Consider the following 14,207-nt stretch of genomic DNA (forward strand, 5'->3'; position numbering starts at 1 on the left):
CACGCATCCGGGCCGGGCACGCCGCGACCGCGCGCTCACGAGCCGGCCACAGGACCGAGCTGCCGCACCACATAATCCCGCCACCCCTCGGTCAGGCCGGGAAGGGTCATGCCCAGCGTGTCCCTGAGGGCCGCCGTGACACCGGACCGCAGGGAGGCACGGTACAGGCCCACCAGCTCGGGTTCGCCGAACCGCTCGGCGATGTAGCGGCACATCAGCCACGCCTCCTCGTACGCCTGCGCGAGCCGTACCGACCCGGACTGGAACTCGGCGCGCCCGGGCAGCTCGCGCGGCGGAGTCCCGGCACGCACCTCCTCGGCGAGCTCGGCCGCGACGGTGCGCACGGGCAGGCCGGCGTCCAGATATCCGACGTAGTCGGCGAAACCCTCCACCAGCCAGGCCGGCATGTCTCCCGTGAGCGCCGCACCTGTAGCGACATGGGTGAGTTCGTGAGTGAGCACCACCTGACGGCCGGTCCGGCTGAGCCGCCCGAAGCCGGACGGGTCGACGATGACGCGGCCCACCCCCGCGAACGCCGCGAATCCCTCGACGTGCGCGGGCGCCGCCAGCTCCGCGGCCTGCGCCTCCGTCGCGGGCACCAGCACGACCGCGTCGACCGGCCCCCAGACCCTCGCGACCGTACGGCCGGCCCGGTCGGCGACCGCGGCGATCTCGGCGGCCTGCCGCGCCGAGCGGCCGATGACGATGGTGCGCTCTCCCCTGGCCACGACCGCCTGCGCCCACATGCCGGGATGTTCCCGCACGATCGCCCGCGCCGTCGGCAACAGGGTGTCGGGCGCCGCGGCGGACGTCGGCCCCGCCACGGCGAACGCCACCAGGACGGCCGCCGGCACGAGTGCCGTCCTCGACCGTGCGTGAGCACGCATGCCGAGCATGGTATTGCCCCTGCCTGAGGGTTCACCGCCGTCCCGCGGCGGACGAGACGGCCGTCCGGCCCGGTACCCTTGATCCGTAAGGTGCGGCGAGCCACGTTCGGCGTGGTCTCGTGTCGGGATTTCCGGCCGGCACGACGTCACCGCGATCGGTGGCGTCAAGTCTCTCGTCATAAGAGAGTTCTTCGCCATGCCCGAAATCGGCACCTTTGTCCGCACCTCCCTCAGGTGGTGGATCTTCACCGTCATCCTGGTCGCGGACGTCCTCGATCTGCTGAGCACGACGGTCACCAACATCGTCGTGCCCTCCATCCTGCGCGACCTGCACGCTCCGCAGTCTCTGACGCCCTGGCTGGGGTCGGCGTACTCCCTGACGCTCGGCTCCGTCCTGGTGATCGGAGGCAGGATCGGCGACAGGTACGGCTACCGCAGGTCGTTCCTCATCGGCGGTGCGGGGTTCGCCGCCGCCTCGCTGCTGTGCGCGCTCGCCTGGAATCCGGCGTCCATCGTGGCCGCACGTCTCCTGCAGGGCGTGTTCGGCGCCCTGCTGATCCCGCAGGGCTTCAGCATCCTGCTTCGCGCCTTCCCCCGTGCGGAACTCGGCCGCGTCTTCGGCCTCTTCGGCCCGCTCATGGCCGTGGGCTCGATCAGCGGCCCGGTCGTCGCCGGCCTGCTGATCCAGGCGGACCCGCTCGGGCTCGGCTGGCGGGGCGTCTTCGTCGCCAACGCCGTGCTAGGTATCGCCGTGTTCCTCGCCGGCGCACGGGTCCTGCCTCGCGACCCGGGACGCCGGGCGGCGGTGATCGATCCGCTGGCGTCCGTCCTGCTGATGCTGGGAGTCCTCGGCGTGCTCGGTGGCCTCGTCCAGAGCGCGGGCCACGGATGGGACGCGCAACCGGTGCTCGCGCTCATCCTGGGCGTCGCGGGGCTGGCCCTGTTCACCCTGCACCAGCTTCGCAGCGACGACCCGCTGCTCGCCCCCTCGCTGTTCCGCGACCGGGGCTTCGTCACGGGTGTCCTGCTCGGCGCGCTGTTCTCCGCGGTCGTCGCGGGGCTGCTCTACGTCACCTCCCTGTATCTGCAGGACGGCCGGGGGCTGGCGCCGTCGCAGACCGCGGAGACGATGGCGCCCCTGTCCGTCGGCATCATCATCGCCTCGTTCTCGGCACGAGGGCTCATCGCGAGGCACGGCCGCCGGGTGGTGGCGGCAGGCCTCGCCCTGATCGGCGCGGGAGTGCTCTGCTACCTGACCCTTGTCGGCGCGGACGGGCGATCGATCTGGCCGCTGACCGCGCCGCTGTTCCTGTGCGGACTCGGAATGGGCTGCTGCTTCGGTTCGATCTTCGCCGTCGCACTCGGCGACGTCGGCGCGGAGCAGTCCGGCAGCGCCAGCGGGACGCTCAACGCCGTCCAGCAACTGTCCAACGCCGTCGGCGCGGCGGGCGTATCGACGATCTTTCTCGCCGTCGGCGCCGCCCACGGCATGCGTGCCGGCGTGTTCACCGTCCTGCTCGCCGTACTGGGCGTGATCGTCCTGTGCGGCCTGTGCCTGCCGCTACTCCCCCGCACCGCGGCGGCGGATCGGCACTGAGTACGGAATGACCTAGACGCGGCGGCGGCGGACAGGCGATCCTGTGGCGTGTTGTTGCGCCAGTTGGAATATCTGGTCGCCCTGGCGAGGGAGCGGCACTTCGCCCGTGCCGCCGCCGCCTGCCATGTCTCGCAGCCGTCGTTGTCGGCCGCCATCCGCAAGCTCGAGCGCGAACTCGGCGTGCCTCTCGTACGGCGGGGCAGGCGGTTCGCCGGGCTCACCCCCGAAGGCGACCGCGTCCTGCTGTGGGCCCACCGCATCCTCGCCGAGTGCGACGGGCTGCGGGACGACCTGTCCATGATGCGCGAGAGCCTGTCGGGCACGCTGCGCATGGGCGCGATACCGACGGCGCTGACGGCGGCCTCGCTGCTGACGACGCCGTTCTGCGAGCGCCACCCGCACGCCAGGGTCTCGTTGTCGTCGTTGTCCTCCCGGGAGATCAACAGGCAGCTGACCGAGTTCGAGATCGACGTGGCGATGACGTACCTCGACGACGACGAACTCGGCGGCGTGCGCGCGAGCCCGCTGTACGAGGAGCGCTACCTGCTGCTCACCCCGGACGACGGCGCGCTGGCCGGCCGGGACGTCGTCCGCTGGGCGGAGGTCGCCGCGCTGCCGCTGTGCCTGCTCGCCCCCGAGATGCGCAACAGGCGCATCCTGGACGGCATCTTCCACACCGCCGGTGCGGTGGCGGTGCCCGCCATCGAGACCGACACCGTCTCGGCCCTGTACGCCCATGTGGCCACGCACCGGTGGTCGAGTGTCATCGCGCACGCCTGGTTGCACATGTTCGGCGTGCCTGACGGCATGCGCGTCGTCCGGATGGAACAGCCGGTCCAGGCGCCACGGGTCGGGCTGGTGGTCGCGGACCGGAGCCCGGAACCGGTCCTCGCCACGGCGCTGCTGGACGTCACCCGCGGCCTCGACCTGCGCGACACCCTGGATCGGCTGTTGCGCGACCACCTCACGCCGCTCCCGGTGGCCGTACCGCCGCAGGGACGCACGGAGAACTCATAGAAGCGTCCTATCTCGCGATAGGAACTTTCGCTTTGACGTGCGGATATGCCCGCGCGGATGGTGGAGGCATCTGCCCCCCGTCCTCAATGAGGAGTCGACACCATGGCGAAAGTGCTCTGCGTCCTGTACGACGACCCGACCGACGGTTACCCCACCACGTACGCCCGGGACGACCTGCCGGTCATCGACGCCTATCCCGGCGGCCAGACCCTGCCGACTCCCAAGACCGTCGACTTCACCCCCGGCCATCTGCTCGGCAGCGTCTCGGGCGAGCTCGGCCTGCGCCGCTTCCTGGAGGAGCGCGGGCACACCCTGGTCGTCACCTCCGACAAGGAGGGCGCGGACTCGGTCTTCGACCGCGAGCTGCCCGACACGGACGTGGTGATCTCGCAGCCGTTCTGGCCGGCCTATCTGACGGCCGAGCGCATCGCGAAGGCGCCGAAGCTGAAGCTCGCCGTCACCGCCGGAATCGGCTCCGACCACGTGGACCTCGACGCGGCCATCGCGCACGGCGTCACCGTCGCCGAGGTCACGTACTGCAACAGCATCAGCGTCGCCGAGCACGTCGTCATGATGATCCTGTCGCAGGTGCGCAACTACATCCCGTCCCACCAGGTGGTGCTCGACGGTGGGTGGAACATCGCCGACTGCGTGAGCCGCTCCTACGACGTCGAGGGCATGCAGATCGGCACCGTCGCCGCGGGGCGGATCGGCCTGGCCGTACTGCGCCGCCTGAAGCCGTTCGACGTGCACCTGCACTACACCGACCGGCACAGGCTGCCCCGCGAGATCGAGGAGGAGCTGAACCTGACCTGGCATGCCAGCACGCAGGAGATGGTTCCGTTCTGCGACGTGGTGACGGTCAACGCACCGCTGCACCCCGAGACCGAGGGCCTGTTCGACGACAAGCTCATCTCCACGATGAAGCGCGGCGCGTACCTGATCAACACGGCCCGGGCGAAGATCGCCGACCGCGACTCCGTCGTCCGGGCCCTGGAGAGCGGGCAGCTGGCCGGCTACGCGGGCGACGTCTGGTATCCCCAGCCCGCTCCGGCCGACCACCCCTGGCGGACCATGCCCCATCACGGCATGACCCCGCACATCTCCGGGTCGTCGCTGTCCGCGCAGGCCCGTTACGCGGCCGGTACGCGGGAGATCCTCGAGGCCTGGTTCGACGGGACGCCGATCCGCGACGAGTACCTCATCGTCCAGGGCGGGGGGCTCGCCGGCGTCGGAGCCCACTCCTACTCCACCCGTACCTGACGGCAGACCCGCCCCGGTGGAGACACGGCGTCTCCACCGGGGCATCCAAGGCATTGCATGGTCATGCATTAGTGTGTATATACTTCTACTCGTGTCCAAAGTGCTCACCTCTCTGCCTGTCGGCGAACGTGTCGGAATCGCCTTCTCCGGAGGCCTCGACACCTCGGTAGCGGTCGCGTGGATGCGCGAGAAGGGTGCGGTTCCGTGCACCTACACCGCTGACATCGGCCAATACGACGAGCCCCACATCGCCTCGGTGCCCGGGCGCGCCACGGCGTACGGCGCGGAGATCGCCCGGCTGGTCGACTGCCGGGCGGCGCTCGTGGAGGAGGGGCTCGCCGCCCTGGCCTGCGGGGCGTTCCACATCCGGTCCGGCGGCCGCACCTACTTCAACACCACCCCGCTCGGCCGGGCCGTCACGGGCACCCTGCTGGTGCGCGCGATGCTCGAGGACGACGTGCAGATCTGGGGGGACGGGTCCACCTTCAAGGGCAACGACATCGAGCGGTTCTACCGTTACGGTCTGCTCGCCAACCCCTCCCTGCGGATCTACAAGCCGTGGCTGGACGCCGACTTCGTCAGCGAGCTCGGCGGTCGCACGGAGATGTCCCAGTGGCTGCTCGCCCGCGGCCTGCCCTATCGGGACAGCACGGAGAAGGCCTACTCCACCGACGCGAACATCTGGGGCGCGACTCACGAGGCCAAGGCGCTCGAGCACCTCGACGCGGGCATCGAGATCGTGGAACCGATCATGGGCGTGCGCTTCTGGGACCCCGCGGTCGAGATGGCCGCCGAGGACGTCACGGTCGGCTTCCAGTACGGACGACCGGTGACGATCAACGGCAAGGAGTTCTCCTCCGCCGTCGACCTGGTGCTGGAGGCCAACGCCATCGGCGGACGGCACGGCATGGGCATGTCCGACCAGATCGAGAACCGGGTCATCGAGGCCAAGAGCCGGGGCATCTATGAGGCACCGGGGATGGCGCTGCTCCACGCGTCGTACGAGCGGCTGGTCAGCGCGATCCACAACGAGGACACCCTCGCCAGCTACCACAACGAGGGACGGCGACTGGGCAGGCTGCTGTACGAAGGCCGCTGGCTGGACCCGCAGGCGCTGATGTTGCGCGAGTCCCTGCAGCGCTGGGTCGGGACGGCGGTCACCGGCGAGGTGACCCTGCGCCTGCGGCGCGGTGAGGACTACTCCGTCCTGGCCACGTCGGGACCGGCGTTCAGCTACCACCCGGACAAGCTCTCCATGGAACGGGTCGAGGACTCCGCCTTCGGGCCGGTCGACCGTATCGGCCAGCTGACCATGCGCAACCTCGACATCGCCGACTCTCGCGCCAAGCTGGAGCAGTACGCCGGGCTCGGCATGGTCGGCAGTCAGCACCCGACGTTGATCGGTGTCGCGCAGGCGGCCTCGACCGGGCTGATCGGCGCCATGCCCGAGGGCGGGGCCGAGGCGATCGCCTCCCGCGGGGAGATCCCCGTCGACGACGAGCTGCTCGATCACGCCGCGATGGAGTCCGGCACCGACTGACCGGGCACGACGGAGATCGCGTGCGGTGCCGGCCGGCCCCGCACGCGAACCCGCGGGTGCCGCTCTTCAGGTCAAACAGGCTCATATCCCCCTATAGATGGAAATTATCCACTCAAGGGTAGAAATTCGCCCATGATGGATGGAATCCACCAACCAGGCACGGCCCTTCTCGTCCGCACGCTCGCGGAACCGGTGATCCCATGACACTCACGGGCACGCAGGCGGTCGGAGCGACCTTGACCCGGATCGAGGGGAGGGAGAAGGTCACCGGGACGGCCCGCTACGCGTTCGAGAACGCCCAGGACCGCGACACCGCCTACACCGTGCCGGTGCAGGCGGCCATCGCCCGGGGCTCGGTCGTCGCCGTCGACACCGACGCGGCGCTCACCCTGCCGGGCGTCATCGCGGTGATCTGGTACGGCAACGCGCCCCGCCTGGGCCCTTCCGACGACCCCGAACTCGCCCTGTTCCAGTCGAACACGGTGGCGTACCGAGGACAGATCGTGGCGGCGGTGGTCGCGGAGACGATCGAGACGGCCCGCGAGGCGGCCGGCCAGGTGCGGATCGAGTACGCGCAGGAGCGGCACGACGTGGTCCTGCGGGTCGACGACCCCAAGATGTACAAACCGTCGAAGGTGGCCCCCAACTACCCGACCGACACCGAGCTGGGCGACCCGGACTCGGCGCTGCGGGAGGCCGCCGTCAGCGTCGACCTGACGTACACCACGCCTGCCCAGCACAACAACCCGATGGAGCCGCACGCGACGGTGGCCGTCTGGGAGAACGACGGCCTCACGCTGTACGACTCCAACCAGGGATCATCGGCGGTCCGCGACGTACTGGCCAGGCTGTTCGGGCTGCCCCCCGACCGGGTGCGCGTGATCGCACCCCACGTCGGCGGCGGCTTCGGCTCCAAGCTGGCGCCGCATCCGCCGGTGGTCCTCGCCGCCGTCGCCGCGAAGGTGAGCGGCCGGGCGGTGAAGGTCGCCATGACGCGGCAGCAGATGTTCTCCCTGGTGGGCTACCGCACGCCGATCATCCAGCGGGTCCGCCTGGGCGCCGGCGGCGACGGCGGGCTGACGGCCGTCATCCACGACGCCTTCGAGCAGACCTCGACCGTCAGGGAGTTCGCCGAGCAGACGACGACCCCGACCCGCGTCATGTACGCGGCGCCCAACCGCCGGACGACTCACCGGCTGACGGCCCTCGACGTGCCCACCCCGACCTTCATGCGAGCGCCCGGCGAGTGCCCGGGGATGTTCGCCCTGGAGTCGGCGATGGACGAACTGGCCATCGCCTGCGGGATGGACCCGATCGAGTTGCGCATCCGCAACGAACCCGCGACGGACCCGGAGAGTGGCCTGCCGTTCAGCTCGCGCAATCTCGTCGCCTGTCTGCGCGAGGGAGCGAGGCGGTTCGGGTGGGCGGACCGCGATCCTGCCCCCGGCGTGCGCAGAGACGGCCGCAGGCTGGTCGGGACCGGTGTGGCCGCCTCGACCTACCCCACCATCCGCCGCCCGTCCGAGGCCACGGCGCGTGCGGAGATCGACGGCCGTTTCACGGTGGGCGTCGCCGCCGCCGACATCGGCACGGGCGCTCGCACGGTGCTGACCCAGATCGCCGCCGACGCGCTACGCGCCCCTCTGGAGAAGGTGCGCGTGGAGGTCGGTGACAGCCGCCTGCCCACCGCGCCGATCGCCGGCGGGTCGATGGGCACCGCGTCCTGGGGCACGGCCGTCGTGCGGGCCTGCGAGGCCCTGCTGGAGGAGATCGACCGCCGGAACGGCACGCGGCCGATCGAGGTCCGCGTCAACACGGCCGACGAGATCGCGGCGCAGCCTCGGCTCTCGCGGCACGCCTTCGGGGCGCAGTTCGCCGAGGCCGAGGTCGACATGGACACCGGTGAGGTACGGGTGTCCCGCCTGCTCGGCGTCTTCGGCGTCGGCCGGGTGATCAACCCGAAGACGGCGAGATCGCAGTTCATCGGCGGCATGACGATGGGAATCGGCATGGCGTTGATGGAGGAGAGCGTGATGGACGTGGAGTTCGGCGACTACCTCAACCACGACTTCGCCCAGTACCACATCGCGGCGTGCGCCGACGTGCCCGCCGTCGAGGCGTACTGGATCGAGGAGGAGGACACGCGGATCAACCCGATGGGCTCCAAGGGCATCGGCGAGATCGGCATCGTCGGCACGGCCGCGGCCATCGCCAACGCGGTCCACCACGCCACCGGCATCCGGGTGCGCGACCTGCCTATCCGCATCGACCGGCTGCTGCACTGAACCGCCGGTGCGCCTCGGGGTCGACCTTTCTCAGTGGAGATGCCCCTCTCAGTGGAGATGCCCCGGGGACACCTCCGCTGAGGACGTGCAGGACGCATCTGTCTAGGGTTGCTTGAGGCGGAGCGCTTCCTTGCGGGCCTCGGCCTGGATGGACCGCTCGCGCTCCAGCCACGCCGGGTCCTCCGCCTTCAGCGCATCGATCTCAGCGGTGGTGAGCGGACCGGTGATCCCGCCTCTGATCAGGCCGGAAGTGGAGATCCTGAGCTTCGCGGCGATGACCTGCTTGGGGTGCGGGCCGTTGCGACGCAGGTCGGCGAGCCAGGCGGGCGGCGTCGACTGCAACTCGTTCAGCTCGTCCCTGGAGACGACACCCTCCTGGAACTCGGCGGGAGTGGCCGAGAGGAGGACACCCAGCTTCTTGGCCGCGGTCGCGGGCTTCATCGTCTGGATGGTCTTTGGTTTGGGCGAACTCATGGCGCCAAGAGTAGTCAGTCGGAACGGGATCCCCTGACATCGCTACCCTGAGGCGGTGACTGATGGAGAGACCGGCAGGGTGTTTCGGCTGGCGTACGTGCCCGGGGTGACACCCGCGAAATGGGTCAGCACCTGGACCGAGAGGATGCCCGGCGTGCCGGTCACCCTCGTCGCGGTTCCCGCCGCCGAGGTGGTGGGACTCCTGCGGAACGGCGGCGCCGACGCCGGATTCGTCAGGCTGCCGGTCGACCGGGACGGGCTCAGCGTGATCCCCCTCTACGTGGAGACCACGGTGGTCGTGGTGCCCAAGGACCATGCGGCGGCCGCGGCCGACGAGGTGGCCGTCGCCGACCTCATCGACGAGGAGGTGTTCCATCCTCTGGACGACACCATCGAGTGGACGGTCCGGCCCGGGGTGCCCGCGTTCACCCGCCCGGCGACAACGGCGGACGCGGTCGAACTGGTGGCGACCGGCGCTGGGGTTCTCCTGGTTCCGCAGTCGCTGGCGCGCCTCCACCACCGCAGGAGTCTCACTTACCGGCCGGTGCCGGACGCGCCGCAGTCTCAGGTCGCGCTGACCTGGCCAACGGACGCGACGACTGACCTGGTGGAAGAATTCATCGGCATCGTCCGCGGCCGGACAGTGAACAGCTCGCGGGGCCGTACCCCCGCCGCCCCTGCGGAGAAACCGGCACAGCGGCAGGCACAGAAACCCGCACAGATCAGCTCCGGTCGCCGGGCCGCGCCGGCCGGCCGTAAAAGCAAGGGCCGCCGGCCTCGGTGAGCCGCTCTCGGACATCCGTCACGAACGGGTCCCCTTTCTCAGTGGAGATGTCCAGAAGGACAAGCCGCGGACACCTCCACTGAGAAGAGGTCATCTTTTCTGAGCACCTACAGGTCTACAGACCCGGCCGAACCGCTCCCACGAACGTCTGCTTGCGGTAGGAGTTCAGCTTGTCGATCCGGACCCGCGAACCGGAGTGCGGCGAGTGGATCATCTTGCCGTGCCCGACGTACATGCCCACGTGGCCGCCGCCGCTGGTGAAGATCAGGTCACCGATCTTGAAGTGTCCCCAGGAGACCTTCTTCTTGACGGCCTTGCGCATGGAGTAGGTCGTACGCGGCAGTTTCACGCCCGCCTTGCGCCAGGCGTATTTCACCAGACCCGAGCAGTCGAACGCGTGAGGTCCGGCGGCTCCCCAGCGGTACGGGTCGCCGATGTGCTTCTTCGCGGTTGAGATGGCCCGCCTGGCCTTGGACTGCTGCAGGGCGGCCCTGCTCAGCTTCTTCTTGACGGTCTTCGTGGAGGCCGTGGTGGCGGTCGTCGTGACCGTCGCCGTGGCCACCTTCGCGGCCGTCGCCGTCTGGGCCGACGCCGGTTGTACGGAGAAGGCTCCGACGGAGGCTGTCAGCGCCACGCCCCCGAGGGAGACGAGGGCACGACGGGACAGACGTACGGGGGTGCTGGACAGGATCTCTCCTACGGTCTTCCACTTGCGCCTACCGGGTTAGCTGACGGATTCGGGCAGGGAAGTCGCCCTACGGCGCAAATCGCGCCGATTCACCCCGGACCTTCATCGAAGGTCGAATGGTTCCCCGGCTCCGTGCCTCCTGACTGCACGGACTCGGCAGGTCACCGCCGCCGGCGGGCCCCGCAGGGCCCAGGCGTGATTCAGTCGATGGCGACGGCGACGCATGGATGGCTGTTCCGGAATCGGCTCACCGATCCCGGCGACGTGCATGGCGTGCTCGTCGCGACGCCAGAAGCTATCCATTGATCGCGCGATTCGGCAAAGCGAACACAAGAAAATGGAGATCGACTTTTACTGATCACGAAAGTAAAACTGCTGGATATCTAATGGATATCTACGCTAAATGTGACTCTGCTCACACTTAATAAAACAAATGCTGAACGACGTCACATCAGTAACATTGGTCACACCAGTTAGCGATCTTCAACGGCCGTCCGGGTTCGGTCGAGCCGGCCGGGCGACCCCAGTCGAGGACCGGTCGGGGCCCGGCGGCGAAGCGCTCCAACCCACGACGACGGGCGACGGCAGCGAGACGGCTCCGGTCAGCCCATACCTAAGCGGCATACATGCCCGTACGGCATGCCCGGCCACGAGGAGGACCGGTGGACGTGCAACGCGCGTGGCACGTACCGGGCCCCGGACAGCCGAATCGCGCCGAGGACGCCCTCGACGCGATTCCCTGGTCACCATCGGCGTACGGCCCGCCGCACCGCACGCGGAACGAGTCCCGTGCATGATCACAAGAGGCGAACACCCTGGTCGCGGGCGCTACCCGCGAACGTGCGCATGATCACGGTTGGCGAAACCGCAGCCCACGGGCCGCATCTCCGAACCTGTGCATGATCACGCTCGACGGGAGGCCGGTTCAGGGATGCCTTCCACGAAGGTGTGCATGATCACGCGGGAGGGGGCGGGGGGGTCAGGGGCGGACCGCGCCGGCGAGGCTGCCATAGGCGGAGAGGCTGACGACCTTCACGACGTCGCCCGTCTGGGGCGCGTGCACGACCTTGCCGCCGCCCGCGTAGATGCCGACGTGACCGAAGCCGGGGTGGAAGAGCAGGTCGCCGGGCTGGAGCTTGCTGGTCGACACCCGGCGGTTCGCTCCCCACGACCACATCTCGTAGGTCGTCCGCGGCAGGCTCACCCCGGCGGCCCTCCAGGCCGCCTGTACGAGGCCTGAGCAGTCCCACGAGCCCGGGCCGGTGGCGCCGTACTGGTAGGGCTTGCCGACCTGCTTGTACGCGAACTGAAGGGCGGTCAGGGCGTTGCCCGACGCCGAGCCGGTGTAGGTGATGCCGGCGCTCTTGGTGTTGCCGACGTTGTAGGCGCCGAGCCTCTTCAGCAGCGCCTTCTGGTCCTTGACGAGCTTCTCCGCGTCCGCCTTCTTCTTCGCGAGGTCGGACTTGGTCTGGTTGGCCTCGTCGTAGGCCGCCTTCTGCTGGTCCCTCTTGTTCTTGAGCCCCTGGATCGCGGCCTCGTACTCCGCGAGTTGCTTCGCCCGGCCCTGCGACAGCTGGTCGAGCGCGGCCATGCCGCTGAGCGCCGACTCGGGGTCGGAGCCGTAGAAGACGCCTCCCAGCATCGAGACGTCGCCCGTCTGGTAGGTGTTCACGGCGATCGAGACGACCGTCTGCCGGAGCACGTCGACCTGGGAGTACTGCTTCTGGTAGTCGTCGTTGACGCTGTCGTACTTCTTCCTGGCCTTCTTCCACTTCTCGTTGGCCGCGTTGTAGTCGTCAACGATCTTGTCGGCCTTGGAGTTCAGCGTCTTCAGCTTGGCCTGAGCCTGAGCGATTGTGGGTTTTGGATCCGCCTGCGCACTTGTCATCGGCAACAGCAGGACCGCGGCGGCCAATCCAGTGGCCACCGGTACACGCCCTCGCATCGAGGCTCCCTCGGGATAGACCCTAACCGGCGGGCGCGACTCTACTGGGGCGATCTTGGAGCTTCAACCTATTCGCAGCTATTCACGGCAATCGTCACTGATTGCGACATAAATCGTCCGAAGGGTGACCAGCGGCACGGTCCAATCCCGCGCGCCCTCCCAGAGGGGCCCGATCAGGTCCGATCGGGCCCTCTCCCGGGCGGCCGATCAGGTCCGGCCGAGACGGCGCAGCAGGAGGGTCGACGGTACGGGACGGGCACCCATCCGCCGCACGGACTCGGCCACCTCGCGGTCGGACGACACGACCGCGATCGCCCTCCCCGAGGGCTCGGCGCGCACCAGGCGCCGGATGAGATCGTCGGCGATCTCTCCCGGCGCGCTGAACATCACCCGGACGCCACGCGGCGCGGAGACATGGACGGGGCCGTTCAGCTCGGCGCCGTCGAAGACGCATGTCACCTCGACCCGCGCCTGCACGGCGAGGCCGCCGAGCCCGGTGAGTATCCGGGACCGCTGGTCGGCCAGGGTGAGCGACGGGTACCCCGTCTTGGTCACGTTGTAGCCGTCGATGATCAGATGCAGGTTGGGTATCGCCAGCAACTGGTCGAGCAGCTGGGGGTCGTCGTTGGCCAGCGCCCTGGCGGGGACCGCGCCCACCCCCGGCTCGCCGGGCTTCACCCCGGTGACGTAGTCGGCCGGCCGGGTGATCGAGGTGGGCAGGGCGAGCTCCTTGCGCAACCCGGCGGCCGCGTCCTGGAGAGCGTCCATGAGCACGCGGATGCGGGTGTCCTCGACACTGCGGCCCTCGCGCGCCGCACGCCGGCCCTCCTCGAGGTGGCTCTCCGCCTCCGCGAGACGCTCCTTCAGCCTGCGCAGCTCGGTCTCGGCCGCGCCGCTCGCGCCGGCGGCCCTGCTCGTCGCCTCGGCGGTCTCCGCCTGCAGCTCGGCAGCCCTGGCCTCGGCGGCCCTGACGCGCTCGCGGGCGTCGTGCAGCTTGCGCCGCAGCTCCGCGTTCTCGGACCGGGCGGACCTGAGCTGCTCGCGGACCCGCTCGATCTCTTCCTTGGCCGTCGCCCGGTGGGCCGCGAGCTGCTCGCGCAGCCGCACCTCCGCCTGCTCCCGCTGGGACCCGGCGGCCGCCGCCTGCTCGAGGTCGGCCCGCGCCAGCTCCACCAGGTCGGGCCAGCCCGGCGGCCGGGTCAGATAGGCCGCGGCCGCCACCATCACCGGCTCGGCCGCGGGCGGCACCGTCCCCTCGGCGAGGGCGGCCACCAGCTCGGGCCAGGCCTCCTGGAGCGTCTCCGCGACCAGCTCGCGGAACTCCTTGTCGTTCTCCAACTGCGCGGCGATCGGGGCGCTGCCGAGCCGGGCGCGCTTGCGCGGGTCGAACTTGGCGATCCCCCGCAACGGTCCCGGAACCGTGGCCGCGGACATGGAGCCGAGCACCTGGGCCGCGAGCTCCACCACCTGTAACCGGACCTGTTCAGGCAACGGACGAGACAGGCCCTCTCCGGCTGAACTCATCCTGCCGCTCCTTGTACTTGTCCTTTCGTCAAGGGTACGGCTGACGCGCCCCTGTCCGAGTCGCCTCGTCGAGTCGGCCCGCCCGCGACCGCCACCTCCTCCCCGGCCGCGAAGCGCACTAATCTACGTTGTTCAAGTAGGAAATATATGGATATGCTGCATCAATCGAGCCGGGCATATCGCCCGTACGATGGATCTCAAGG

General features: G+C 69.5%; 11 protein-coding genes and 1 riboswitch. Of the genes, 6 read left to right on the forward strand and 5 right to left on the reverse strand.

What is annotated here, in order from left to right; all coding sequences use genetic code 11:
- Nucleotides 1-35 precede the first annotated feature (35 nt).
- Nucleotides 36-887, reverse strand: coding sequence for a peptidase MA family metallohydrolase (locus Psi02_RS01555; protein WP_203970979.1), 852 nt, complete (start codon nucleotides 885-887; stop codon nucleotides 36-38).
- Nucleotides 888-1,083: 196 nt separating this feature from the next.
- On the opposite strand from Psi02_RS01555, the gene Psi02_RS01560 reads away from it, so the two are divergent.
- The 5 genes from Psi02_RS01560 to Psi02_RS01580 all read left to right on the forward strand — a co-directional run bounded on the left by Psi02_RS01560 (nucleotide 1,084) and on the right by Psi02_RS01580 (nucleotide 8,589).
- Nucleotides 1,084-2,484 carry an MFS transporter gene (locus tag Psi02_RS01560; protein WP_203970981.1) on the forward strand — a complete coding sequence of 467 codons (1,401 nt, stop codon included), beginning with the start codon at nucleotides 1,084-1,086 and terminating at the stop codon, nucleotides 2,482-2,484.
- Nucleotides 2,485-2,532: 48 nt separating this feature from the next.
- The gene (locus Psi02_RS01565) at nucleotides 2,533-3,501 is read left to right on the forward strand and encodes a LysR family transcriptional regulator (protein WP_373317584.1); all 969 of its coding nucleotides are present in this window, start codon (nucleotides 2,533-2,535) and stop codon (nucleotides 3,499-3,501) included.
- A 102-nt stretch (nucleotides 3,502-3,603) separates the two neighbouring features.
- Nucleotides 3,604-4,764, forward strand: coding sequence for an NAD-dependent formate dehydrogenase (locus Psi02_RS01570; protein WP_203970983.1), 1,161 nt, complete (start codon nucleotides 3,604-3,606; stop codon nucleotides 4,762-4,764).
- 91 nt (nucleotides 4,765-4,855) lie between these two features.
- Nucleotides 4,856-6,304, forward strand: coding sequence for an argininosuccinate synthase (argG, locus tag Psi02_RS01575; RefSeq protein ID WP_203970985.1), 1,449 nt, complete (start codon nucleotides 4,856-4,858; stop codon nucleotides 6,302-6,304).
- Between the two features lie 200 nt (nucleotides 6,305-6,504).
- Nucleotides 6,505-8,589 (forward strand): xanthine dehydrogenase family protein molybdopterin-binding subunit, encoded by a 2,085-nt coding sequence (locus tag Psi02_RS01580; RefSeq protein WP_203970987.1) that lies wholly within the window; start codon nucleotides 6,505-6,507, stop codon nucleotides 8,587-8,589.
- Nucleotides 8,590-8,691: 102 nt separating this feature from the next.
- Here the strand turns inward: Psi02_RS01580 and Psi02_RS01585 are convergent, their stop codons facing one another.
- A complete protein-coding gene (locus tag Psi02_RS01585) occupies nucleotides 8,692-9,063 on the reverse strand; it encodes a DUF5997 family protein (protein WP_203970989.1) in 372 nt (123 codons plus the stop codon).
- Nucleotides 9,064-9,118: 55 nt separating this feature from the next.
- Between Psi02_RS01585 and Psi02_RS01590 the strand changes: the two genes are divergently transcribed.
- Nucleotides 9,119-9,847, forward strand: a complete 729-nt coding sequence (locus Psi02_RS01590) for a LysR substrate-binding domain-containing protein (RefSeq protein ID WP_239094509.1) — start codon at nucleotides 9,119-9,121, stop codon at nucleotides 9,845-9,847.
- Between the two features lie 115 nt (nucleotides 9,848-9,962).
- On the opposite strand, the gene Psi02_RS01595 is transcribed toward Psi02_RS01590, so the two are convergent.
- From Psi02_RS01595 to Psi02_RS01605, 3 genes are all read right to left on the reverse strand, one after another.
- Nucleotides 9,963-10,481, reverse strand: coding sequence for a C40 family peptidase (locus tag Psi02_RS01595; RefSeq protein WP_239094510.1), 519 nt, complete (start codon nucleotides 10,479-10,481; stop codon nucleotides 9,963-9,965).
- A 64-nt stretch (nucleotides 10,482-10,545) separates the two neighbouring features.
- A riboswitch (cyclic di-AMP (ydaO/yuaA leader) is annotated at nucleotides 10,546-10,704 on the reverse strand.
- An 810-nt stretch (nucleotides 10,705-11,514) separates the two neighbouring features.
- A complete protein-coding gene (locus tag Psi02_RS01600) occupies nucleotides 11,515-12,462 on the reverse strand; it encodes a C40 family peptidase (protein ID WP_239094511.1) in 948 nt (315 codons plus the stop codon).
- A gap of 225 nt (nucleotides 12,463-12,687) precedes the next feature.
- On the reverse strand, nucleotides 12,688-14,004 hold the full coding sequence (locus tag Psi02_RS01605) for an NYN domain-containing protein (RefSeq protein WP_203970993.1): 1,317 nt from the start codon (nucleotides 14,002-14,004) through the stop codon (nucleotides 12,688-12,690).
- Between the last annotated feature and the right edge of the window lie 203 nt (nucleotides 14,005-14,207).

Origin of the sequence: Planotetraspora silvatica (genome assembly GCF_016863315.1) — a bacterium.
In the GTDB taxonomy this organism is placed as follows: domain Bacteria; phylum Actinomycetota; class Actinomycetes; order Streptosporangiales; family Streptosporangiaceae; genus Planotetraspora; species Planotetraspora silvatica.